20 protein-coding genes, 1 tRNA gene and 1 pseudogene are annotated in these 25,794 nt (G+C 44.0%); 6 read left to right on the forward strand and 16 right to left on the reverse strand.

The window, feature by feature from the left end; all coding sequences use genetic code 11:
• Window positions 1-3: 3 nt before the first annotated feature.
• From DXD06_RS01570 to DXD06_RS01605, 8 genes are all read right to left on the reverse strand, one after another.
• Window positions 4-3,531 (reverse strand): DNA topoisomerase III, encoded by a 3,528-nt coding sequence (locus DXD06_RS01570; protein WP_117830390.1) that lies wholly within the window; start codon window positions 3,529-3,531, stop codon window positions 4-6.
• A gap of 27 nt (window positions 3,532-3,558) precedes the next feature.
• Window positions 3,559-4,920 (reverse strand): ATP-binding protein, encoded by a 1,362-nt coding sequence (locus DXD06_RS01575; RefSeq protein WP_117830391.1) that lies wholly within the window; start codon window positions 4,918-4,920, stop codon window positions 3,559-3,561.
• A gap of 137 nt (window positions 4,921-5,057) precedes the next feature.
• Window positions 5,058-6,149: an aspartate-semialdehyde dehydrogenase gene (gene asd, locus DXD06_RS01580; protein WP_117830392.1), complete on the reverse strand. Its 1,092-nt coding sequence runs from the start codon at window positions 6,147-6,149 to the stop codon at window positions 5,058-5,060.
• Window positions 6,150-6,453: 304 nt separating this feature from the next.
• The gene (gene argH / locus DXD06_RS01585) at window positions 6,454-7,833 is read right to left on the reverse strand and encodes an argininosuccinate lyase (RefSeq protein ID WP_117830393.1); all 1,380 of its coding nucleotides are present in this window, start codon (window positions 7,831-7,833) and stop codon (window positions 6,454-6,456) included.
• Between the two features lie 36 nt (window positions 7,834-7,869).
• Window positions 7,870-8,529: an epoxyqueuosine reductase QueH gene (locus DXD06_RS01590; RefSeq protein WP_055261375.1), complete on the reverse strand. Its 660-nt coding sequence runs from the start codon at window positions 8,527-8,529 to the stop codon at window positions 7,870-7,872.
• Window positions 8,526-9,053, reverse strand: a complete 528-nt coding sequence (locus tag DXD06_RS01595) for an HD domain-containing protein (RefSeq protein ID WP_022045535.1) — start codon at window positions 9,051-9,053, stop codon at window positions 8,526-8,528. The genes DXD06_RS01590 and DXD06_RS01595 overlap by 4 nt, the downstream gene beginning before the upstream one ends.
• A complete protein-coding gene (locus tag DXD06_RS01600) occupies window positions 9,043-9,363 on the reverse strand; it encodes a hypothetical protein (RefSeq protein WP_022045534.1) in 321 nt (106 codons plus the stop codon). The genes DXD06_RS01595 and DXD06_RS01600 overlap by 11 nt, the downstream gene beginning before the upstream one ends.
• A 137-nt stretch (window positions 9,364-9,500) precedes the next feature.
• Window positions 9,501-9,573, reverse strand: a tRNA-Thr gene (locus DXD06_RS01605).
• Window positions 9,574-9,755: 182 nt separating this feature from the next.
• Here DXD06_RS01605 and DXD06_RS01610 point away from each other — a divergent pair.
• From DXD06_RS01610 to DXD06_RS01635, 5 genes and pseudogenes are all read left to right on the forward strand, one after another.
• The gene (locus DXD06_RS01610; protein WP_022045533.1) at window positions 9,756-10,295 is read left to right on the forward strand and encodes a cupin domain-containing protein; all 540 of its coding nucleotides are present in this window, start codon (window positions 9,756-9,758) and stop codon (window positions 10,293-10,295) included.
• A 12-nt stretch (window positions 10,296-10,307) separates the two neighbouring features.
• Window positions 10,308-11,381, forward strand: coding sequence for an ABC transporter ATP-binding protein (locus DXD06_RS01615; RefSeq protein ID WP_117830394.1), 1,074 nt, complete (start codon window positions 10,308-10,310; stop codon window positions 11,379-11,381).
• Window positions 11,374-12,198 carry an ABC transporter permease gene (locus tag DXD06_RS01620; RefSeq protein WP_117830395.1) on the forward strand — a complete coding sequence of 275 codons (825 nt, stop codon included), beginning with the start codon at window positions 11,374-11,376 and terminating at the stop codon, window positions 12,196-12,198. Before DXD06_RS01615 ends, DXD06_RS01620 begins: the two co-directional genes overlap by 8 nt.
• Window positions 12,192-14,087: pseudogene (locus DXD06_RS18055) on the forward strand (extracellular solute-binding protein). Before DXD06_RS01620 ends, DXD06_RS18055 begins: the two are co-directional and overlap by 7 nt.
• Window positions 14,088-14,226: 139 nt before the next feature.
• Window positions 14,227-15,138 (forward strand): DUF5688 family protein, encoded by a 912-nt coding sequence (locus DXD06_RS01635; RefSeq protein ID WP_055261389.1) that lies wholly within the window; start codon window positions 14,227-14,229, stop codon window positions 15,136-15,138.
• Window positions 15,139-15,192: 54 nt separating this feature from the next.
• On the opposite strand, the gene glgA is transcribed toward DXD06_RS01635, so the two are convergent.
• The 7 genes from glgA to DXD06_RS01670 all read right to left on the reverse strand — a co-directional run bounded on the left by glgA (window position 15,193) and on the right by DXD06_RS01670 (window position 24,520).
• Window positions 15,193-16,641: a glycogen synthase GlgA gene (glgA, locus tag DXD06_RS01640; RefSeq protein ID WP_117830397.1), complete on the reverse strand. Its 1,449-nt coding sequence runs from the start codon at window positions 16,639-16,641 to the stop codon at window positions 15,193-15,195.
• A 13-nt stretch (window positions 16,642-16,654) separates the two neighbouring features.
• The gene (gene spo0A, locus DXD06_RS01645; RefSeq protein ID WP_117830398.1) at window positions 16,655-17,455 is read right to left on the reverse strand and encodes a sporulation transcription factor Spo0A; all 801 of its coding nucleotides are present in this window, start codon (window positions 17,453-17,455) and stop codon (window positions 16,655-16,657) included.
• Window positions 17,456-17,580: 125 nt separating this feature from the next.
• Window positions 17,581-19,425: an ABC transporter ATP-binding protein gene (locus tag DXD06_RS01650; protein ID WP_117830399.1), complete on the reverse strand. Its 1,845-nt coding sequence runs from the start codon at window positions 19,423-19,425 to the stop codon at window positions 17,581-17,583.
• A 1-nt stretch (window position 19,426) separates the two neighbouring features.
• Window positions 19,427-21,631 (reverse strand): ABC transporter ATP-binding protein, encoded by a 2,205-nt coding sequence (locus tag DXD06_RS01655; protein WP_117830400.1) that lies wholly within the window; start codon window positions 21,629-21,631, stop codon window positions 19,427-19,429.
• Between the two features lie 141 nt (window positions 21,632-21,772).
• Window positions 21,773-22,570, reverse strand: coding sequence for a flagellar biosynthesis protein FlgM (locus tag DXD06_RS01660; RefSeq protein ID WP_117830401.1), 798 nt, complete (start codon window positions 22,568-22,570; stop codon window positions 21,773-21,775).
• Window positions 22,571-22,987: 417 nt separating this feature from the next.
• Window positions 22,988-23,890: a hypothetical protein gene (locus DXD06_RS01665; protein ID WP_117830402.1), complete on the reverse strand. Its 903-nt coding sequence runs from the start codon at window positions 23,888-23,890 to the stop codon at window positions 22,988-22,990.
• A 234-nt stretch (window positions 23,891-24,124) separates the two neighbouring features.
• On the reverse strand, window positions 24,125-24,520 hold the full coding sequence (locus tag DXD06_RS01670) for a hypothetical protein (RefSeq protein WP_055067754.1): 396 nt from the start codon (window positions 24,518-24,520) through the stop codon (window positions 24,125-24,127).
• Between the two features lie 105 nt (window positions 24,521-24,625).
• On the opposite strand from DXD06_RS01670, the gene DXD06_RS01675 reads away from it, so the two are divergent.
• Window positions 24,626-24,835, forward strand: a complete 210-nt coding sequence (locus tag DXD06_RS01675; protein WP_022044937.1) for a DUF6219 family protein — start codon at window positions 24,626-24,628, stop codon at window positions 24,833-24,835.
• A 54-nt stretch (window positions 24,836-24,889) separates the two neighbouring features.
• Here DXD06_RS01675 and DXD06_RS01680 read toward each other — a convergent pair.
• Window positions 24,890-25,794, reverse strand: a 905-nt coding sequence (locus DXD06_RS01680) for a hypothetical protein (RefSeq protein WP_199535186.1), incomplete at its 5' end; no start/stop codon positions are given.

A 25,794-nucleotide genomic window follows, 5' to 3' on the forward strand; every position in this document is an offset into this window, starting at 1 on the left:
ATTTTAATTTTCATGATTACTGATCGTTTTTCTTCCAGACTCTTCCGTTTTCTCCAAAGCCGTTGTTTCCTCTGCGGCTGCTGTTTTCTTCGGCGGTGCCTCCCCCGGATTATCAAAATCAAACGAAATCTGATCATTTTCATATTTCAGGCAGGTGTCAAATGTATTGCCCGCCTTTGAGGTAAATCCGGCAATCTTCTGCTTCGTCTTTCCGGTCGTCAGCAGTTCTTTCATCACTTCTTCGGAAAGTTCCACCTTAGCAACGGTATGCCAGATCTTAAATCCGCACGCACATTCATACCTCCACTGCGTCTTCATCAGCATTTTGCCGCATTTCGGGCATGGCACGGTTGTCTCTTCCGGTTTCGGTTTCTCCGGAAAATCAAATGCGATCTCCCCTTCTTCCGTCAGTTTCAGCGGCGCATCAAATTTCATACCGGTCTTTGCCACAAATCCCGAAATTACCTCTGTCTTCTTTTTCGTCAGAAGCTCTTTCACCTGCGCTTCTTTCAGCCGGACACTTGCGATACTTCCAATCATAAAGCTGCAGCTTTCCTTATCATCTTTTTTATGATTGGCACACATAAATCCAAACGGTGCCACTACAATATCCCCACCACACTTCGGGCACTTCACATCTTTGACTTTCTTTGGCTCAACATTGTCAAAATCAAATTTCAGCCCGGTTACTTTCCCGTTTTCATCTTTTGCGAGAGCTACGCGCGCATCAAATTTCTTCCCTGTTTTTGACTTAAACCCACGCATGGTTTCCGTAATGCCATCGTTTAAAAGTTGCCGGACCTGTGCTTCCGTAAAAGATTTCTCTGCCATCTTCCCAATGGAAAACCTGCAGCTGTTTTCATCGCCCGGCTTATAGTTGGCACATCCATAACCAAAAGAGGTTGCAATGATCTCACCCCCACAGAGCGGACACTTTACATCGCGGATCACTTTCTGTTCCACGCTGTCAAAATCAAATACAATATTCGTCTTTCCCTCTTCGGTTTTCTCCAGTTTCAGACAGGCATCAAATTTTTTACCGGTTTTTGATTTAAAACCGCGCAGGGTATCTGTGTGACCATCCGTCAGGAGCTGCTTTACCGCAGTAACCGGCAGGGTTTTTCCGGCGATCGTTCCAATGGAAAACCGGCAGCTGTTCTCATCGTCCGGTGAAAAGTTTACACATCCATAGCCGAAAGATGTCTTTTTCATCTGTCCGCCACATACCGGGCACTTTACCTCCGGAATAATTTCCGGCTCTACGTCTGAAAAATCAAATGCAATATTAACTTTTCCGTTTTCGTCTTTATCTACCTTAAGTTTTGCATCGAACCGTTTGCCAGCCTTGGATTTAAACCCGCGAATGGTCTGGGTATGCCCCTGTTCGATAAGTTCTTTTACCTGTTCCTCACTCAGCTGAACACCTGCAATTTCGCCAATATTAAAATTACATCCTGATTTATCATTCTTATAATTCGCACATCCATAGCCAAATGGCGTGGTTACAAGTTTTCCACCGCATGCCGGGCATGTGACGCCAATCTTTCTTCTCGCACCGGCACCTCTTGCATGTTTCCCGGCAAAATTACTGATACGTTCCGCAAGCGGTTCCCGCAGATCCTGTCCGATCATCTTTTCCGTTTCGGTTCGGATGAAATCTTCCAGTTTCGTCCGGTAATCCCAGAAATCCACGGTTCCCCGTGTAATTCCATCAAGTCCCTTTTCCCAGGAAGCTGTCATCTTCGGGTTCAAAAGTGCCGGGACGGTCATGCTCACCACCTCAAATACCATCTCCCCGAGATTTTCCGGTGTGAGCACCTGCGTCCGTTTATTCAGATTGAGATAATGGATGCGGACCAGTTTCTTGATAATTTCCGCACGGGTGGCCGAGGTACCGATTCCCGAACCTTTAATCTGTTCCCGAAGCTCCTCGTCCTCAATCAGCTGTCCTGCATTTTCCATGGCAAGCACCATAGAACCGGAGGTGTACCTCTTCGGTGGTGAAGTTTTTCCCTCTTTCACCTCATATCCATCCACAGAAATCTCATCGCCCTTTTTCAGCCGATCTGCCAGATGTAGCAGTTCCTTTGGATCCGTATCTTCTTCCTCTTTCTTTGGAACCCCCGCAATTTCCAAATAACCGGGTGTCTTTAACACACGTGCGGACGCATAAAAACGTTCCTTCTTTTCCCCCACATCCACAACAGCCGTCATTTTTACATTCTGATATTCTGCCGCCGGATAAAACACACTGAGAAATCTCCGCACGATCAGATCAAATACCGATTTCTGCAGAGTATTCAGTTTCCCAAGCTCCGTGAGCTGACCGGTCGGAATGATCGCATAGTGGTCTGTCACTTTAGCATCATCGGTATACTGCGTTCCTGCAATATTTCCATACAGCTTTCTGTCGAGAATCTGCTCCACAAAATCCGAAGTCGGCTCATATCCCCGCAGACGGCTGATATTTTTATGGATTTCCTTTGCCACCGGAGTGGAAAGCACACGCGCATCGGTACGCGGATACGTTGTCAGTTTCCGTTCATACAGATCCTGCGCCACCTGTAAGGTTTCATCCGGGCTGATCTTGAATCGTTTTGCACATTCTGCCTGCAGCTCTGCCAGATTAAATAGTAACGGTGCCCGTTTTCTGGAAATATTTTTTTCGATGGATTCCACAATCGCAGGATGTCCCTGCACGCGGTCAATCAATGCCAGTGCATCCTTCTTTTCCCGAAATCCGTTTTCCTTATACAAAAGCGGCGATGCAAAGTACCCTGATCCCTCGACGGCTTTCCACTCACCCTGGACATGTGCATCTGTAAAATTTCCGACAACACGGTAAAACGGTGTCTCCTTAAAATTGCGGATCTCGCGCTCACGGATCACGACCATCCCAAGCACACAGGTCATCACGCGACCGACCGCAATAGCGGTGTAGGAACGGGTTCCTGCCGCATTGTTTAACAATCCTCCATATTTTACCGACATTACACGGGAAAAATTAATGCCCATGGCATAATCTTCAATGGTACGCATAATACCGGATTTTCCGAGATTTTCATAGGCAGACATCGGTTTTGCTTCCCGGATTCCCCGTTGGATCTCTTCCTCTGTCTGCGAATCGATCCAGACACGAAGTTCCTCCATGCCGTCTCGCACACCGCCGAAATTGCGGATATTTTCCTCGATCGTCTGTCCTTCTTTTCCGGCATCTCCTGCCCAGTAGACACGGTCGATATCCTCGCGCATCAACATTCCGTGAACCACATCATACTGCCGGCTGACATCTTTGATCACATCATATTTATATTCTTTTGGAAGAAATGGCAGATCTTCCAGTTTCCACTTTTTGTATTTTATATCATAACTTTCCGGATATACCATGGCTACCAGATGTCCCACGCACCAGGTGATTACATATTTCTGGTTTTCCAGATAGCCATCCCTGCGGCCTCCGCTCACCCCGAGAACTTTTGCAAATTCCTGGGCAACCGACGGTTTCTCCGTTATGATCAGTGACTTTCCCATCTTCTATCCCCTATTGGCAAACTTTTTCTATAATTCGTTCATATCAATCAGCTCAAACCGGTCATCCGTTTTGGCATGCTCCGCCAGCATCGGTTCAAACCGGGTTGCAGAGAATAAAAAGATATGCTCCGAACGGATTTTTGCCTTTTCCATGTTCTGATACAGTTCCTCGCACATCTGCGATGTCAGCTGTGGCTGATCCCAGTTACATAGTCCCACAATATTTCTGCGGTCTGTGCTCTGGGCAATAATATCAATGTTTCCTGTCTTTCCAACCCAGGTTCCGATCTTATGAACCGGAAACGGCATGCGTCCCATTTGATTTAAAAGCATCATATACTCCATGCAGACATTCCGGAAATAACGTTTCAGATATGTGCCAAGTTCCGGTGCAATGTAGCGGTCGTAAAATTCATGCGGTTTCAGCAGATAAAGATCTGACATATGCGGAAATACAAATTTAAACCAGAAATTAATAAATGTATCTTTGATCTGGTATACCCCTTTTTTGGCATTCTCCCAGCCGCCGGTCTGAAACGACTGCACTTTCTCTACAATATCAAAATGGCTGAGATTTTTCATATAAACACTGATCTTTGCACGGGAATATCCGGTTTTTGCATACAGGTCATTCAGTTTATTGTATCCCTGTGCAATTGCAGATAAAATTGTGTTATAGACGGAAAGTTCACGCAGTTCTGCAGAAATTTTCTGTTCTGCCATATGAAACAGATATCCCCCCTCCGTCAGCACAAGCCGGTAAATATTCTCCCTGTATGAAATTTCCGGATTCCATGCTTCCATAAATCCCGGCACCCCACCGATGGTTCCATAAATACGGATACAGTCGCTGACCGAAAGTGCCGGAAATGTCCGGACAACTTCCAGGAAATTCAGATCTTCCACTTTATGCAGCACATCAATACGACGGAATCCATCCCCGAACGCATCTTTTGCATCCTGCGTGGCCCATACAATGGAAGAAGACGCCAGAATGATCATCACCGGTCCCGGATAAAGCCGTTTCATCTTTAATTTTAAAATACTTTTGACAAATTCCGGATCTCTTTTAATTGCATACTGTGCCTCATCAATCACAATCACCAGTTTTGATGCATCTCCGCTTTTTACCCGGTTAAAAAATTCATCATAGGAATATCTGCTCAGCTTCATCTGAAAAGCATTTTGAATTTCTTCTCCCATTTTCTGCATCTGTTCCTGTGCGGAAAGCTGTCTGCATCGATAATAAAAATACTTTTTCCCCACACAGAATTCTTTGATCAGCTGTTCTTTTCGGCAGTCCATTCCGCCATACAAAAGCATCAGCTGGTTTCCTGATTTTGCATACCAGCCTTCCAGTTCTTTGAGATCTGTTTTTTTTGCGTTCATCCCGATTCCTCCGTACAAAATTCCTTCTGCTAAAAGAAATTATATCACTGATTAATATCTCTCACAAGGTTTTCGGCAAAAAGAAAGAAGTGCAGTTTTTGCACTTCTCTCCAAAAATCCGTATTTCAATTTAATACTTATTTCTTTGTGATATATCCCTGTGCCTTTAACAGCTCTGCACATAAAACTGCACCACCGGCTGCACCACGAACGGTATTGTGAGATAATCCAACGAATTTCCAGTCATATACGGTATCCTCTCTCAGACGTCCGACAGAGATTCCCATGCCATGCTCAAAGTTTACATCCAGGCTGACCTGCGGACGGTTGTCCTCTTCTAAGTACTGGATGAAATGTTCCGGTGCACTCGGAAGCTTCAGTTCCTGTGGCACACCACTGTAATTCTTCAGTGCTTCGATCAGCTGCTCTTTGGTAGGTTTCTTCTTGAATTTCACAAATACAGCTGCTGTATGTCCGTTTAATACCGGTACACGGATACACTGGCAGGTAATGACTGGTGAAGTTGCAGGAACAATCTGCTTCTTCGCATCATCTACATGACCCCAGATACGCAGAGGCTCTTTCTCAGACTTTTCTTCCTCACCACCGATGTATGGAATAATGTTTCCAAGCATCTCTGGCCAGTCCTTGAACGTCTTTCCTGCTCCGGAAATAGCCTGATAGGTAGTGGCAACGACTTCATATGGCTCAAACTCTTTCCATGCAGTCAGAACCGGCGCATAACTCTGGATGGAGCAGTTTGGCTTTACTGCTACGAAACCGCGCTTTGTACCAAGACGCTCTTTCTGATACTTGATAACTTCCATGTGCTGTGGATTGATTTCCGGAACTACCATCGGCACATCCGGTGTCCAGCGGTGGGCACTGTTGTTGGAAACAACCGGTGTCTCTGTCTTTGCGTAATCTTCCTCAATCTTTTTGATCTCGTCCTTTGTCATGTCTACAGCAGAAAATACAAAGTCGACCTGAGAAGCTACCTGCTCTACTTCATTTACATTCATTACTACAATATTCTTTACAGCTTCCGGCATCGGAGTATCCATCTTCCAACGGTCTCCCACTGCCTGCTCATAAGTCTTTCCTGCACTTCTTGGGCTTGCTGCAATCGTGGTAACCTCAAACCATGGATGATTCTCCAGCAAAGAGATAAATCTCTGTCCTACCATACCTGTTCCGCCAAGGATACCAACTTTTAACTTCTCACTCATTTTTCCAATCTCCTCTGTTCTTTTCTTTATACGCGGACACCTGTCTTTTACAGAAAAACATTTTTGTTTTTTGTCCGCGTTACACGAACATGTGTCTTTATAGGAAATATATTACTTGAAACCAGGTAAAATTACAAGGAACAAATTGTCCTAAATAAATAAAATATTCCTCAAATATATGTAGGACTTGCACAATCTGAAATACCGACTAAGCGGTATTTCAGGCAATGCATCAGAGATGTACCGCAATTACGTGCATCGCATCGACAAGCGATTCTGCATACGATGTGCTGCTCCTTTTGTCTCATTTTTTCTCCAGATATGCCTCTTCGATTGCGATCACTTTCTTCATCGCCTCATCCCCTGGTGCACCGATCGTCAGACGCTTGTTGACACAGGTTTCCATGGAGATTGCATCATAGACATCCTCCTCAAATACCGGAGAAAACTGTTTTAATTCTTCCAGACTCATATCGTCAATCGGCATCTGTTTGTCCAGACAGTACAAAACAATACGTCCGATAATTCCATGCGCATCGCGGAACGGAACCCCGTGATTTACAAGATAATCGGCAGCATCCGTCGCGTTGGTAAATCCGTGTGCGGCACTCTTTCTCATAACATCCTTATTGAATTTCATGGTATCAAGCATGCCCGTGAATAACACAATACAGCCTTTCGTTGTGTCGATGGCATCAAAGGAAAGTTCCTTGTCTTCCTGCATGTCTTTATTGTAAGCAAGCGGAATCCCCTTCATCGTGGTCAGAAGCGACATGAGCGCGCCATACACACGCCCGGTCTTGCCTCGGACAAGTTCTGCAATATCCGGATTTTTCTTCTGTGGCATGATACTGCTTCCGGTACTGTATGCATCATCAATCTCTACAAATTTGTATTCGTTGGAATTCCAGATGATGATTTCCTCGGAGAAGCGGCTTAAATGCATCATAATGGTTGCCATGGCAGACAGATATTCGATCAGGTAATCGCGGTCGGAAACACCGTCCATACTGTTTAAGGTCGGTCCGTAAAAGCCAAGAAGCTCTGCAGTATATTCGCGGTCAAGCGGATAGGTTGTTCCTGCCAGTGCGCCGGAACCGAGCGGGCAGTAATTCATGCGCTCGTAAATATCGTGCATACGGGAACGGTCACGCTTAAACATTTCAAAGTACGCCCCCATATGATGTGCGAGTGTGATCGGCTGCGCTTTCTGCAAATGGGTAAATCCTGGCATAATCGTCTGCGTATTTTCTTTCATAATGCGAAGCAGTACCTGCAGCAGCTGTTCCAGCAGTTCATCCGTCTCAAGAACCTGCTGCCGGGTATACAGACGCATGTCCAGTGCCACCTGATCATTTCTGCTTCGTCCGGTATGCAGTTTCTTTCCGGTATCTCCCAGACGGTCAATAAGGTTTGCTTCCACAAAACTGTGAATATCCTCATATTCCGAAGTGATGGCAAGCTTTCCGCTCTCCACATCCGCAAGAATTTCCTGTAAACAGGAAACAATCGCCTGCATCTCTTCCTGTGTCAGAATGCCCTGCTTTCCAAGCATACGCACATGTGCAATGGAACCCTCAATATCCTGCTTGTAAAATTTCTGGTCAAACGAAATGGATGCATTAAAATTGTAAACCAGCTGGTCTGTCTCCTTCGTAAATCTTCCGCCCCATAACTGTGCCATATCTAAATTCCTCTCTTTCTTAAATTCTTTGTTTTTTTATAAAATCTGTTCTTCCTGCTGTCTGCGCAGTACGATTTCACGGTCGCGGTCACGCTTGGAATACACACACCCACAGTAGTACTGCCGGTACATGTGATACTCCTTAGAAATTTCGGTCGACTTTTTATAGCCTTCCTTCTTTTTAAAATCCGAAAACAGATAACGGACACCAAAGGTATCTGCCAGTTCTGCTCCGATCTGATTTAACTTTTCCGCATTTTTCAGCGGACTGATGGATAGTGTTGTCGTAAAGAAATCAAATCCGTGCGCTTTTGCATAGGACGCAGCCTCGGAAAGCCGCAGCCGGTAACAGGCAAAACAGCGCTCTCCCCCTTCCGGGATCTCTTCCATGCCCTTTGCCATATCGTAAAACCGCTGTGTATCGTATGCACCTTCCACAAAAGAAACCGGATATTTTGTAGGAAACTCAGCAATAAAACGTTCCTGCTCCTTTGCCCGCATATGATATTCTTCCGGCGGATAAATATTGGGATTGTAATAAAATACCGTTACATGGAAATGTTCTGCAAGACATGCAATACAATAAGAACTGCACGGTGCACAACAGCTGTGCAAAAGGAGGCTTGGAGCCTCCCCTGCCGTACAGTTTTCACGGATCAGATCTTCCATTATTTTCTGATAATTTTTTTTATTCATCTTTCATCTGTATACATCTGATTAAAAATTTCTTTTCCGGTCTGCGTCCGGAAAATTTGCTGATATGCCTGTTCAATTCCGTGACGATTGACGTCATCTTCATATAAATTGACCAGAAAATCTGCCTCCACCAGAATCTGATAATCCAGTCCTTCGATATTATCATATGTATGATGATGTCCGATCAGATAGCAGATACGGTCGATCAGATAATTTTCAATTCCCACATCGGAAAGCATTCTCTGTGCCACAATCGGTCCTTCCTGCTCCTGCAGCTTTCCGTCACACCGTCCATACTTTTCTTCTGCCGGACGGATTCCAATGTCATGGGTATAAGCAGCTGCTTCCAATATAAAAAGGGATGTCTCGTCAAGCCCTTCTTTTGTTCCGATGATTCTTGCGAAACTATGCACTTTCATGAAATGCTGAATCCGTTTCGGATCTCCGGAAAAAAAGGCGATCATCTGTAAAAACAGCTCATCCAGCTGTTGCCTGCTGTAATAACTACTGTCACTACTGTCCATTGTGTGTTTCTCCTTTATCTAACATCTGCAGTGCAAACGTCGCTGCAATGTAAACAACTGCACATAAAATAATCAATACTGTTTTTTTCCCGGCAACACCGGCACAAAGTTCTGCCAGAATAAGAAGTCCATGCACCCAGAGTTCCGCATGATGCAGCATCACTGCAATAACTGCCTCAATGATAACAAGCAGACACATAGGAACTACCGGAACGTTAAGGACTCTCACCCCTACAATCACCATAATTGCAACAATTGCTGCAAAGGCCAGTAATGTCGGTACCTGAAACGTCTTTTTGTTCTTGTCCATTTTTTACCTCAACCTTTATTCTTATTTTCTTTGTCTGCGCCCATTATACCAATTTCATGCCTAAGAAACAAGCACTTTTTAAAGTAAAAAAGACACGTCTTCCATCGGATACCCGATACAAAACGTGTCTGAAACGAAGCCAATAAGGGGACTCGAACCCCTGACCCACGCATTACGAATGCGTTGCTCTACCAACTGAGCCATATTGGCAAAACGTACTTGTATATAATACCAAAACCGATTCAGAAAATCAACTGTTTTTTCATAAAATTTATATTAAAAAAAGATTGACTTTTCACATGGATTCTGTAGAATAGAAATTGTTGAGTTTATAATTAGTAAACAAAAAATCAACTAACAATCATGTTTCATAAATTTACGGGAGGCATGCCATGGACATTGGACACCGCATGAAAGAACTGCGCATCCAGTACGGACTGACGCAACAGGAGCTGGCGGACCGTGCCGAGCTGACCAAGGGCTTTATCTCACAGTTGGAACGAAACCAGAACTCTCCGTCCATCGGAACTCTTCTGGATATCATCCAGTGCCTTGGTACGACACCAGCAGAATTTTTTACAGATGAAGAGCCGGAACAGATTGTTTTCAAACAGGAAGATTATTTTGAAAAAACCGACGAAGAAAAACACTGCTGTATTGAATGGGTCGTTCCCAATGCACAGAAAAACCAGATGGAACCGGTTCGTCTGACTTTACACGCCGGTGGACGGTCAGAAGTTTATCAGCCCCATGAGGGGGAGGATTTCGGTTATGTAATCAAAGGAAACGTCCGTATCCACTATGCCGGACAAAACCAGACGGTACATGCCGGGGAATCTTTCTATTTTAAAGCAGGGAAAAAGCATTATCTGGAAAACACCGGTGCAAAAGATGCTGTCATCATCTGGGTGACTACCCCACCAAATTTTTAAGAGGACAAACGTATGAGTAAACATTTAATTGATTTTATTGGAATTTCCAAATCCTACGATTCCAATCTTGTGTTGGATGATTTAAATCTGTATGTCCGGGAGAATGAATTTTTGACCCTTTTAGGTCCGTCCGGATGCGGAAAAACTACAACCCTGCGTCTGCTGGGAGGCTTTGAAAGCCCAGACAAGGGACAGATTCTGTTTGACGGACAGGATATCACAGCTCTTGCCGCCAATGAACGGAAACTGAATACCGTTTTTCAGAAGTATTCTCTTTTCCCGCATATGTCCATCGCCGAAAACATTGCATTCGGCCTTAAAATAAGTAAGAAAAGCAAAGCATATATTCAGGATAAAATCAAATATGCCTTAAAACTGGTCAATCTGGAAGGATTTGAAAACCGTTCGGTCGATTCTCTCTCCGGTGGTCAGCAGCAGCGTATCGCCATCGCCCGTGCGATTGTAAACGAGCCAAAAGTCCTTCTTTTAGATGAACCTCTCGGTGCACTTGATTTAAAACTGCGTCAGAACATGCAGTATGAGCTCATCCGTCTGAAGGAAGAACTGGGAATTACTTTTGTATACGTCACCCATGACCAGGAAGAGGCTCTGACCATGTCCGATACCATTGTTGTCATGAATCAGGGATATATCCAGCAGATCGGTACTCCGGAAAACATTTACAACGAACCGGAAAACGCATTTGTTGCCGATTTTATCGGACACAGCAATATCATTGACGGAACCATGATAAAAGACGAACTTGTAGAGATTCTCGGTGCCCGTTGGGCATGTGTCGACAAAGGATTCGGCAATAACAAGCCGGTCGACGTTGTCATCCGTCCGGAAGATGTAGAACTTGTCGATCCTTCGGAGGGAACACTGCGGGGTGAAGTAACCTCCCTGATTTTTAAAGGTGTTCATTACGAGCTTGATGTCATGGCCGGTGGCTATGAATGGCTGGTACACACCACCAGCTATATTCCGGTCGGCACCAAAGTCGGAATCAAAGTGATCCCATTTAATATCCAGATCATGCATAAGCCGGAATCTTCCGATGAAAAGGCGGTGGAGATCGATGCGTAAATTTAAACAGCAATTTCTTGCCGGTCCATACCTCATATGGATCATCGGTTTTATCCTCCTGCCGCTTATCATGATTCTTTACTATGGATTTACAAACGGCGATGGCAGTTTTACATTATCCTATATCACAGCGATAGCAGATGAAACCAACCGCAAAGCCATGGGACTTTCCCTGAAGCTTGGAATTATATGCACCATCGTGTGTCTGGTTCTCTCCTATCCGCTGGCAATGATTTTAAATAATAGGAAGATCAAAAATCAGGGACTGGTTGTTTTTATCTTTATGCTTCCGATGTGGATGAACTTTATGCTCCGTATCCTGGCATGGAAACTTCTGCTTTCCAAAAATGGTGTAATCAACTCCATTCTCACAGGTTTCGGGCTTTCCCGCATCAATATCATAAATACACAAACAGCCGTTGTCCTTGGCATGGTATACGACTTCCTGCCGTTTATGCTGCTGCCGATTTATAACTCCATGACACGGATTCGTAAAGACTGGATTGAGGCGGCCCGCGATCTGGGAGCCGGAAATGCAGCCATCTTTTTTAAGATTATTCTTCCGCTTACCGTATCCGGAATCATCAGCGGAATCGTCATGGTATTTGTCCCGTCACTTACCTCGTTTGCAATCTCGCAGGTATTAGGCGGTGGTCATGTTCTTTTAATCGGAAATGTGATCGAGCAGGATTTTATGCAGGGAATGCAGTGGAATGCCGGAAGCGGTCTTTCCTTTGTCCTGATGATCTTTGTAATCGTAAGTATGACAATTGTAAATATATTTGATAAAGAAGGGGAGGGAACATCCATATGTTAAAAAAATGTGCATCCCGGATCTATATGGTCCTGATTTTTGCCTTCCTTTACCTTCCGATTATTGTGTTGATTGCTTTGTCTTTCAACGATTCCCGTTCCAAGGTAAAATGGGGAGGCTTCACGCTCCGGTGGTATACCGGCTGTTTTCAGGACGAAAAGATTATGACTGCATTTGTCACAACTTTGCAGGTCACTTTCCTGTCCGCAATTATTTCCACACTGATTGGAACACTTGCCGCGCTCGGCATAGCCGCCATGAAAAAACGGCACCAGACCATTTATCTCGGCGCGACCAATATTCCGCTTCTGAATGCGGATATCGTAACCGGTATCTCCATGATGCTTTTGTTTGTGAAATTTATCGACCTCGGATTTGTGACGGTTCTTTTAGCGCACATTACCTTTAGTATTCCTTATGTTATTTTAAATGTGCTTCCGAAAATGAAACAGACAAACCGCAGCACCTATGAGGCGGCACTTGATCTCGGAGCAACGCCGCTGTATGCATTTTACAAAGTCACCTGGCCGGAAATCCGTCCCGGTGTGTTCTCCGGATTTATGATGGCAGTCACCATGTCACTGGATGATTTTTCCATCACCTATTTTACCAAAGGAGCCGGGGTCAATACCCTCTCCACCATGCTCTACACAGAACTTCGCAAAGGAATCAAACCGGAATTGTATGCACTTTCCACGATTCTGTTCTTTGCCGTTCTGCTCATTCTTCTTGCCGGAAATGTTTATCCGGGGAAGAAGCGTGTTGCAGCCAAATAAATTTTCCATTGGAATTTTATTCCAGCCGAAAGGAGTCCTATTATGAAAAAAAGAATTTTCTCTGCCCTCTTAATTTCTGCTCTGGCAGTCAGCGCACTCACTGCCTGTGGGGGATCTTCCTCTGCGAAAAAAAACGGACAGACCTTAACCGTTTTAAATTACGGAAAATATATCGATGAGTCCGTAGTCAAACAGTTTGAAAAAGAAACCGGTATCACCGTCAAATACGAAGAATATGAAAGTCCGGAAGAAATGTATACCAAATACAAAGCCGGTTCCATCAACTATGATGTAATCTGCTCTTCCGAATATATGGTTGAGCGTCTGATCAACGAGGGCGAAGTTCTCGAAGAAGATTACGATGCCATGGACAACTACAAAAATCTGGATCCAACGATCCTTGATATGTCTGCTTCCTATGACAAGAATCACACTTACTCCGTTCCATATTTTTACGGGACTCTTGGCCTTCTCTACAACAAAACAACCATTGATGCCAAAACCGTATCAAGCTGGGACTGCCTGTGGGATCCTACCTATGAGGATGAAATCATCATGGAAAATTCCGTCCGTGATACGTTTGCCCCTGCCCTGATCTCCAAAGGGTATTCCTTAAACGATACCGATGAAAATCATCTGCGGGAAGCCCTCGACATATTAAAAAAGCAAAAAGATGATAAAATCGTATATGCCTATTATGTAGACGAAACAGCTGACTCCATGATCGGGGAAGAAGCTTCCATCGCACTGTGCTACTCCGGCGAGGCTGCACTGGCCATGGCAGAGAACGACAATCTGGATTATTCCGTTCCAAAAGAGGGATCCAACCTCTGGATCGATTCCTGGTTCATTCCAAAGTCCTGCACTAACCAGACCAACGCTTTAAAATTCTTAAATTTCCTGTGCAAGGATGATATCGCAGAAAAGAATTTCGAATATGTGCAGTATGCCTCTCCGATTACATCTGTGGTAGAAAATCAGGACGCTGACGTAAAAAATAACGAAGCTGTCAATCCTTCCAGTGACACGATAAAAAGATGTGAAATCTATAAAGCATTAAGTGATGATGATTCCGCCAAGTACACAAAGCTGTGGCAGGAACTTCTCTCTTATTAAAAAACCGAGAAAAATGATTGCAATTTCAGTCAAAACATGCTAAAGTAAATCCACGGTGTCTGGTTAACACCGTGGATTTTTCATCTTCGGAAACGGTCATTCCGAAATTTCCCATATATACATTTGTTTTCAATTACATATGAACTATCAGGAATTTTTAACAACGATCCGTACACAGCTTTCTCTGCGTATCGAGACAGGTGTCACTTTAGACATTCGTTCCTTTACCAAAAATAACGGAACACATTACGATGGTCTGGTACTTCTCCATCCGAAGAAAAACGTGTCACCTGCGATCTATCTGATGCCATACTATCATCGCTATCTAGAAGGGGTATGCCTTGAAGAAATCTGTGAAGATATTCTTCATACCTATCAGGCGCATGCCCCGGAAGAAAATTTTGACACGTCCTACTTTACCGATTTTTCCCGTGCCAGCGAGCACATCGTCATGCGTCTTGTAAGCTTTGAAAAAAATCAGGAACTGTTAAAAGAGGTTCCGTTTTTCCGCTATCAGGATCTGGCCGTAATCTTTTACTGTCTGCTCCATGCAAGTGCCGAAAACCAGGCAAATATTCTGATCCACAATCATCACTTAAACCTTTGGAAAACCGACAAAGAAACGCTCTACCGGCTTGCGAAGAAAAACACGCCACAGCTTCTTCCCCCACAGCTTACCCCGATGAGCAGTCTTCTCAAAGAAATGCAGCTCGTCGCGGAAACTCCACTCCCGGAAGCAGCCCCGCCACTGTATGTTCTGACCAATACGTACCGGACCAACGGTGCAACCGTTCTCCTCTACGATGACATCTTAAAAGAACTGTCCGATTTGTTTGAAAAGGATCTGATCATTCTGCCAAGCAGTATTCACGAAGTACTGATTCTTGCCGCCGATGAAAACGACAGGCAGAATCTCGACCATTACACCGCAATGGTAAAAGAAGTGAATGCCTCACAGCTTCAGGATGAAGAAATTCTGTCCGACCATGCCTACTATTACTGCCGGCACAGCCATCTGCTGACCATGCCGCAGCCGGTCTGCACTTCATAGATTATATTTCCAGACACAAAATCCCCGCAGAAAAAATTCTGCGGGGAACATCTATTACATTTCTACCAGTTTATCATATAGCTTCTCATATGCATGTGCCGAAGCATTCCAGGAAAAATTGCGATCCATCGCACGATAGATCAGTTCTTTCCATGCGGCCTTTTGTTCATGCTCCACACGATACGCATACCGGACAATATCTGCCATTTCCTGTGCATTAAAATTCGCAAATGAAAAACCACATCCTGTATTTTCATATTCATTGTATGGTTCTACCGTATCCCGGAGTCCTCCGGTTTCACGTACGATCGGAAGCGTTCCGTAACGCATGGCAATCATCTGTGCCAGCCCGCATGGTTCAAACATGGAAGGCATCAGCAGCACATCACTTGCCGCGTATATATGGTGCGAACGCTCCTCGGTAAATCCGATATGTACGCTTACCTTGTCCGGATACTTACTCTGATAATGGTGGAACATATTTTCATACTGGCTTTCTCCGGAACCAAGAACCACCAGCTGTATATCCATTTCGGTTAAAAGTTCATCCAATACGCAGCCGATCAGGTCAAATCCTTTCTGGCTGGTCATACGCGATACGATTCCGATCAGGAAAGCATCCTCCCTGACTGGAAGCCCAAGTTCTTTCTGTAATGCAACTTTGTTTTCTTTTTTCCCACTCACTGCATCTTTTTTCGAATAATTTACCGGAATATAAGGATCTGTCTGTGGATTATATTCTTCATAATCAATTCCGTTTAAAATACCATAAAGGCGATCCTTTCGGGCAGTCATCAGGCCACTTAAGCCCTCTCCCCCTTCTACGGTCGTAATCTCATTTGCATACGTCGGGCTGACGGTAGTAATATAATCTGCATATACCACGCCACCCTTTAAGTAATTTGCTTCGCCATAAGATTCCAGTTCATATGCATTGAAAATGTGTGCCGGGAGTCCTGTAATATCCATAATCTCCTGAATTCGCCAGCGTCCCTGAAACTGCAGGTTATGAATCGTAAACACGGTTTTGATTCCCGCATAAAAATTATCATCTCCAAATACCGTATGCAGAAACACCGGAATAAGTCCTGTCTGCCAGTCATTGCAATGGATAATGTCCGGGGCAAAATCAATATACGGCAGACTAGCAAGTACTGCCTTGGAAAAATATGCAAACTTTTCCACATCTTCATAGATATTGTTGTATGGAGATTCTCCTGCGAAATAAAATTCATTGTCCACAAAATAAAAGTGAACACCATGATATTCTGACTCGAAAATTCCAACATACTGCCTGCGCCAGTTCAGATTTACATAAAAATGGCACAAAAATTTTAAATTTGGAAGAAATGAGCGATCCATGCAGGCGTATTTCGGAATAACTACCCGCACATCATACTCTTTTTTGTCAAAATATTTCGGAAGTGATCCGACAACATCGGCAAGACCCCCGGTTTTCACATATGGCACTGCCTCTGATGAAACAAACAGAATCTTCTTCATACACAACACTCCTTTACTTACCCTTCATCTGTAATCGTATTTTGTCCGTAATAAGAGCGATAAATTCCGAGTTGGTCGATTTTCCTTTTCCATTACTGATGGTATATCCGAACAGATCATCCAGCGTATCCATCTTGCCACGGCTCCATGCTACTTCAATTGCATGACGGATGGCACGCTCGACACGGCTTGGTGTCGTATCAAATTTCTTTGCGATCCCCGGATATAAAATTTTCGTAATAGAATTTAACATGTCCATATTCGTCACAGACATGATGATTGCCTCCCGCAAATACTGGTATCCCTTGATATGTGCCGGAACCCCAACCTCATGAATTATCTCTGTGACATCCTCTTCCAGTGTCTGTAACGAGTACTTTTCCGATTTCTTTTCCATCTCAACCGGTCTGCCAATTTCTTTTCGTACTTTGTTTTTTCGACGGTTAAGTGTCTTGATCCGGTCCAAAACAATATTCCGGTCAAACGGCTTCATAATGTAATAATCCGCTCCCCGCTCAAACGCGTCTTCGGTAATCTTTTCATTGCTGATTCCGCTGATCATCAGAAATGTTGGCCGGTTCTTTAGTGTATGATCTGCCCTGATCCTGTCAAGGACTGCCAGACCGTCCAGTTTCGGCATAATAATATCCAATAATACAACATCCGGTTCTTTTTCCCTGATCAGATGACAGGCTTCTTCTCCATCCTTCGCCATCCCGATCAGGTGCAGTTCATCATCACTGGTTACCATTTCTTCCAATAAGTCACGCATAACCTCGTTATCATCTGCAATTGCGACATTTAGTTTTCCCATGTAGGCCTCCTAGAATGTCAAATTCAGTCAAAAATAAGCATACCAGAAAGCACTGTCCGATTTTGTCAAAATTTGTCGATAAATACAGTTAAACTATAGCACAACTGCCAATTTATTTCAATGTCTTATGCATTCTCTTCGAATTGGGAATTATACAGATCTGCATAAAATCCCTTTTGTGCCAGAAGCTGTTCGTGTGTCCCCTGCTCTATGATATCGCCATCTTTCATCACCAGAATCAGATCCGCATTTCTTATCGTAGAGAGTCGATGCGCAATGATAAAGCTGGTCCGTCCACGCATCAGATTATCCAATGCCTTCTGAATCCGCACTTCGGTACGGGTATCTACCGAAGAGGTTGCCTCATCCAGAATCAGAATCGGGTTATCCGCAAGGATAGCACGTGCAATTGTAAGAAGCTGTTTCTGTCCCTGGGAAACATTACTTGCATCCTCGTTTAACTCCATCTGGTAGCCACCCGGAAGTGTCTGGATAAAATGGTGGGCATGTGCGGCTTTTGCCGCCTCAATCACTTCCTCATCTGTGGCATCTAAACGGCCATACCGGATGTTTTCCATGATAGATCCCTTAAACAGCCAGGTATCCTGCAATACCATACCAAATGCATCCCGAAGTTCCTGACGGTTAAAGTCGCGGATATCATGCCCATCCACCTGAATGGCTCCGCCTGTCACATCATAGAAACGCATAAGCAGTTTGACCATTGTGGTTTTTCCTGCTCCCGTTGGTCCGACAATTGCAATTTTCTGTCCAGGTGTTACATGAGCGGAAAAATCCCTGATAATGATCTGGCCCGGATTGTATCCGAAACTTACATGGGAAAAATCCACGTAACCATCCACATGGTCGAGATGCACAGCATGTTCAACCGTCAGTTCTTCTTCCTCTTCGTCCAGAAATTCAAATACGCGCTCGGAGGCTGCAGACATCGACTGCAGCATATTTGCCACCTGCGCAATCTGCTGGATCGGCTGAGTAAAATTCCGGACATACTGAATAAATGCCTGAATTTCACCAACCCCGATGGTTCCGCGGATTGCCAGAAGTCCTCCGGAAATTGCCACTCCGACATAACCGAGGTTTCCGACAAACTGCATGATCGGCTGCATCAGTCCGGATAAAAACTGGGACTTCCATGCCGATTGAAACAGAATCTGATTGGTATCTTCAAATTTTTTGATGGTGCTCTCCTGCTTATTATATGCCTGCACCACCAGATGTCCGCCATAGACCTCTTCCACCTGTCCGTTGATATGTCCCAGATATTCCTGCTGCTGGCGGAAATATTTCTGCGAATGTTTGATAATAAACGAAATCAGGATGGCAGATACCGGAAGAATCACAAGTGAAATCAATGTCATAATTCCGGAAATTGAAATCATCATCACAAGTGTTCCGACCAGTGTTGCCACACTCGTAATGATCTGCGTCACACTCTGATTTAAACTCTGTCCAAGTGTATCCACATCATTTGTGATGCGGGATAGCACCTCTCCGTACGTGCGGCTCTCGAAATATTTCATTGGCATGCGGTTGATTTTCTCTGAAATTTCCTTACGCATGCGGTAACAGATTTTCTGCGTGATTCCTGTCATGATCATTCCCTGTATAAAACTGAATACTGCAGAACAGATATACAGGCCAAGTGTAAACAATAACACTTTGGCAATATAGGTAAAATCAATAGATCCGGTTCCCGCGATCTTTTTTCCGAGACCTTCCACCAATGCATTCGTTGCACGTGCCATAACCTTTGGTCCGGCAACGGAAAAGACGGTAGACACCGCCGCAAAAATCATAACGGCAACGATTGCATACCAGTATCTTCCGAGATAACGAACCAGTTTTTCGATAGAGTTTTTGAAATCTTTTGGCTTTTCTCCCGGCATCATTCCTCTGCCCGGGCCGCCCATCGGACCGTGAGGTCTTCTTGTACGTTGTTCTGCCATCTTATTTCACCTCCTCAGAAAGTCCCAGTTCTTTGGCAGACAGCTGGCTCCTGGCAATCTGCTCGTAAACTTCGCAATTGTGCAGTAATTCCTCATGCGTGCCTTTTCCGACAATCTTTCCATCGTCGAGTACCAGTATCTGGTCCGCATGCAGAATTGTACTGATTCGCTGTGCGACAATGATCACGGTCGTATGTTCCGTCTTTGTCTCAAGTGCTCTGCGGAGTGCCGCATCGGTCTTCATATCCAGAGCGGAAAAACTGTCATCAAACACATAAATCTTTGGATTTTTTGCAATTGCTCTGGCAATGGCAAGCCGCTGCTTCTGTCCGCCGGAAACATTGCTTCCGCCCTGTGCAATCGCACTCTCATACCCATCCTGTTTGCTGTCAATAAACTCTGTTGCCTGCGCAATCTCCGCTGCTTCCCGGATCTGCTCATCTGACGCATCCTCTGCCCCGAAGCGCAGATTGCTTGCAATTGTACCAGAGAAAAGAATTCCCTTCTGTGGTACAAATCCGATATGTTCCCGCAGATCCTGCAATGTATACTTGCGGATATCCGTTCCGTCAAGCGTGATCTCTCCGCCTGTCACATCATAAAAACGCGGAAGCAGGTTGACCAGCGTAGATTTACCACATCCGGTACTTCCGATAATTGCAGTGGTCTTTCCTGGCTCTGCAACAAAATCAATATCCGAAAGCACATCTTCCGTGGCTCCCGGATACCGGAAATTTACATGATGAAAGGCAATCACACCCTCACACTGTTCCATGGCAGCCGGCTCTTTCGGATCTGTAATCGTACTTTTTGTGCGTACAACCTCATCTATACGCTCTGCAGCTACACCGGCTCTCGGCATCATGATAGACATCATAGTCAGCATCAGAAATGCCATAACGATCATCATTGTGTAAGTAATAAATGCCGTCATGGAACCAACCTGCATATATCCGCCATCGATCCGCTTTGCGGCAACCCACACAATCAGAAGCGTAATGCAGTACATGATCATCATCATTCCCGGCATCATAAATGTCATAACACGGTTGGTAAACAACTGCGTCTTTGTCAGATTGCGGTTGGCCTCATCAAACCGCTCTTCTTCCCGTTTTTCCCGTCCAAATGCACGAATGACATTTAATCCTGTCAGAATCTCTCTCGAAACCAGATTCAGCCGATCCACGAGATTCTGCATAATCTTAAACTTCGGCATGGCAAGGGAGGTAAGAAGCATTACAAATCCAAGAATAACAAGCACCGCAAGCGCGATCACCCATTCCATTCCTGCATGGGTCTGTGCAACCTTAATCACACCACCGATTCCAATGATCGGAGCATAAAGAATCATTCGCAGAAATACTGCAGTCACCATCTGAATCTGCTGTACATCATTGGTACTTCTCGTAATCAGGGATGCCGTTGAAAAATGATCCATCTCTGCATTGGAGTACTGTACGACATTGCGGAATGTCTTATCACGCAGATCCCGTCCGATGGATGCTCCCACACGGGAAGCACAATATCCGACAACCACTGCCGCCATAACCATCAGCAGCGCAAAACCAAGCATCTTGGCTCCGGTGGTCCATAAGTAATGTTTCTGAATGGCATCTACATCCACACCTGCATTTTTATCACAGGAGATCGCATAGGTCACACCCATGGATTTCAATGTAGAAGATCCGATCGCATCAATCTGTCCAGACACCTGCTTTCGCATCTCAAGAATCTGCTGATCCGGTACCTGGCCGGCTGCCAGTGCCTGCATCAGCTGCTTCATATCTACCTGCGTCCCATCCGTTCCCATTTTCGCCGTGATAGCCTTCTCGTCAATATCGGACTCCTTCATCTGGGACATCTGATATACCATGACGATCGGCTCCAACAGAGACTCATCCATATCGTCAAGCGTATCCTCTTCACAATTTCTCACATAGTTTCCGTCTTTTTTTTGCTCCTTATAACAGGCGGCAAATGTTTTCTTTTCCCTGCTGGTCATAAAAAGCTGTGCTGACACAAAATCTTCCTGTGTCATTTCTTCTGGAAGAATATGCTCCACTCCGCTGCTCATGATTCCGACATCGATAATATCCGATGTATACTGTGGCAGGGACAGATCACAAAATGCCTGCATCACAAGAAAAGCCACAATAACCAGAATCCATTTCCAGTATGGGAGCATGTTTTTAAATATTTTTCCCATGATTTAACTCCTTTTCATATGCATAGCTTTTATACTATCACGAACTGATTTCCAGAACAATTCCTATTATATAAAACTTTTCTTAAATTAAAATGAAATGTGTGGTGCAACCACGGGCACCACACATTTCATTTTCTGATTTTATACTGCTGGAATTATATAACCGGCCTTCTTCATTTCTTTTGTAAAATCATCGACAGACATTCCTGCTTTTTCTGCGCCAATTTCCACTGTAATGATTCCATCCTGTACCAGGGATGCATATGCACGAATCTTTCCCTCTCGCTGTCCTTCGATTCGACCTTCCACACGTTCCTCATTCAATTCATCCGCCATTAAAACACGTAATGCCTCACACATGATCCTTTCACTTCCTTTCCATTTTTGCACTTTCTCCATGTTACTGTTTACAATAACCTGGAGCACAACATCTGCAAGATTCTTCTCTCTTTCCGAAAATGCACTCACCCTCAATAAATACTGACGCATCAACGATTCTTCCAGATGATTCGTCAATGCTTTTAGCTGTACATGCATATCCACATCCAGTTCCGATGACGCTATGATCTGCACCGGAAACATCACTCCACTGACATAGTAAATCCCTACTGTTTCTTTTTTACATTCATACCCGGATTTTTCCAGTTCCTGCATCAGCTTCACCGGCTTCCGATCACGAATCAGTGTAATGGTAATCTCCTCTGCCGGAATCTCATTCACATGATTTGGCAATACTTTATACAGGCACGCATATGCAACCGCCTTGTAAAAAGTATCAATGTTCAGCTCATCCATCGGGGATTTATATTCAAAAATATTGTGTTTCCGGAAAATCTTCCCGATTTCATTTTTTATTTTGCAGTCCCTCTTTACTTTTACAACCGTACAGTCAATCGGCAAAGGTTTTTCCGTAAGCTGGAACTCATCGGTAAATTCCAAATTTTCTGCATCCTCCAATAGTTCCGGGCGCAAGGCTGAACAGAATGCCGGATGCCACTGTAGCTTCTTTCGTTTGTTCTTTTTCCAAATGTTCTCCTTATATTATATGTGGTTTTTGCTTTTATTTCAACGCATAAAAATTGCAGACTGTTAAACCCTGACCGTCAATCTCCGACCGTCAAAACCTGACTGTCAAAACCTGACCGTCAAAGGCACATCAAGGTTCACATCTTTCACTTATGCAACAAAACAAATGGGATTTTCTGGCAGAAACTGCCACTGAAAAAAGATATGTTTACTATACCATATGTTTATGACCACTGCAAGAAAAAACATCCCGAGCTGGAAAAACAATAGGAAAAACAAAAAGCCATGCAATGGAAAAATCCAATACTGCATGGCTTTACAAAATTAATTTTATACCGCAGGGATTACATAACCTGCCAGCTTCATTTCCTTTGTGAAATCATCGACAGACATTCCCGCTTTTTCTGCACCTGTTTCCACGGTGATGATCCCATCCTGCACCAGGGATGCATATGCACGAATCAGTCCTTCGCGCTGACCTTCCACTCTTCCTTCGCGCTGACCTTCCATACGCTCCTCATTCAATTCATCTGCCATCAAAACACGTAATGCCTCACACATGATCCTTTCACTTCCTTTCCATTTTTGCACTTTCTCCATGTTACTGTTTACAATGACCTGCAGCACGATATCTGCAAGATTCTTCTCCCTTCCCTCAAAGGTACTCGCCTGCAATAAATACTGGCGCAGCAACGATTCCTCCAGCCTGTCGGTCAGTGCCTTGAGCTGTACATGCATATCCACATCCAGTTCCGATGACACTATGATCTGCACCGGGAACATCGCGCCATTGACATAGTAGATTCCTGCTGCTTCTTTTTTATATCCATACCCAGATTTTTCCAGTTCCCCCAGCAGCTTCACCGGCTTGCGGTCTCGAATCAGTGTAATGGTAATCTCCTCTGCCGGAATTTCATCCACATGATTTGGTAATACTTTATACAGGCACGCATACGCAACCGCCTTGTAAAAAGTATCAATATTCAGCTCATCCTTCGGGGATTTATATTCAAAAATGTTGTGTTTCCGGAAGATCTTCCCGATTTCATTTTTTATTTTGCAGTCCCTCTTTACTTTTACAACCGTACAGTCAATCTGCAAAGGTTTTTCCGTAAGCTGGAACTCATCGGTAAATTCCAAATTTTCTGCATCCTCCAATAGTTCCAGGCGCAAGGCTGAACAGAATGCCGGATGCCACTGTAGCTTCTTTTGTTTTTCTTTTTTATTTTTCAATTGTTCTCCTTTTATTATACAAAACTGTTATACTCTTTTCAACGCACAAAAATCACGTATTAATAAACTCATAAAATTTAAACAAATGGAATTTCTGGCAGAAACTGCCTCTGAAAAAAGATATGATTACTATATCATATGTGTATGCCCGCTACAAGAAAAAACATTTCAAGTAGGAAAACAAAAAGCCATGCAATGAAAAATCCAATACTGCATGGCTTTACAAAATTAATTTTATACCGCAGGGATTACATAACCTGCCTGCTTCATTTCCTTTGTGAAATCTCCGACAGACATTCCCGTTTTTTCTGCACCCGTTTCCACGGTGATGATCCCATCCTGCACCAGAGATGCATATGCACGAATCTGGCCTTCTCGCTGGCCTTCGATTCTGCCCTCTCGCTGACCTTCGATTCTTCCTTCTCGCTGGCCTTCAATTCTGCCCTCTCGCTGCCCTTCCATACGTTCCTCATTCAATTCATCTGCCATCAAAACACGTAATGCCTCACACATAATCCTTTCACTTCCTTTCCATTTTTGCACTTTCTCCATGTTACTGTTTACAATAACCTGCAACACAACATCCGCAAGATCCTTTTCCCTCTCTGCAAATGCACCGACCTCTAACAAATATTGCCTCATCAGAAAAACAGTTCAGAGCAAATAAAATAAAATTTCCTGTTTGCATACTCTCCAAAAAGAGGTATTATATAGAAAAACACAGGAGGTATTCAAATGAAAGCACATAAATATTGGTCCCTTGGTGCATTGGCAACCATGATCGGAACTATCTATACCGGCTATAAAAATATGAAATCAGCTCACAAATATTTTGCCTGCAGTTCTCTTCTCTGCATGATTATGGCTATCTACTCTGGTCATAAAATGCTTTCTGCAAAATCCAGGAAAAAGAAAGACTCTGTTTCTCAAGAATCCGCAGAATAATTGAAATTATAGATGTTTTTACCCATACATACTACATGGCTTTACAAAATGATTTTATACCGCAGGGATTACATAACCAGCCTGTTTCATTTCTTTTGTAAAGTCATCGACAGACATTCCTGCTTTTTCTGCACCAACTTCCACTGTAATGATTCCATCCTTTACCAAAGTTGCATATGCACGAATCTGGCCTTCACGCTGACCTTCCACGCGTTCTTCATTCAATTCATCTGCCATTAAAACACGTAATGCCTCACACATTGTCTGTTCACTTCCTTTCCATTTTTGCACTTTCTCCATGTTACTGTTTACAATAACCTGAAGCACAACATCCGCAAGATTCTTTTCCCTCTCTGTAAAAACGCTAACTTCCTGCAGATACTTCCACATCAGCGGTTCATCCAAATTGTCAGTCAGTGCCTTGAGCTGTACATGCAAATCCATATCCAGTTCCGATGATGCAATGATCTGCACCGGGAACATCACACCACTGACATAATAGATTCCGGCTGTTTCTTTCCTGCATTCATACCCATCACTACTTAATTTCTGAAGAAGCTTCACTGGCTTGCGGTCTCGAATCAGTGTAATGGTAATCTCCTCTGCCTGAATCTCATCCACATGATTTGGTAATACTTTATACAGGCATGCATACGCAACCGCCTTGTAAAAAGTATCAATGTTCAGCTCATCCTTCGGGGATTTATATTCAAAAATGTTGTGTTTCCGGAAGATCTTCCCGATTTCATTTTTTATTTTGCAGTCCCTCTTTACTTTTACAACCGTACAGTCAATCTGCAAAGGTTTTTCCGTAAGCTGGAACTCATCGGTAAATTCCAGATTTTCTGCATCCTCCAGCAGTTCCAGGCGCAAGGCTGAACAGAATGCCGGATGCCACTGCAGCTTTTGGGACTTTTTCTGATTCTTCTCCTGTTGATTTTTCGTTTGTTCTTTTTCCA

Source organism: Roseburia sp. TF10-5, assembly GCF_003462365.1.
In the GTDB taxonomy this organism is placed as follows: Bacteria; Bacillota; Clostridia; order Lachnospirales; family Lachnospiraceae; genus Roseburia; species Roseburia faecis.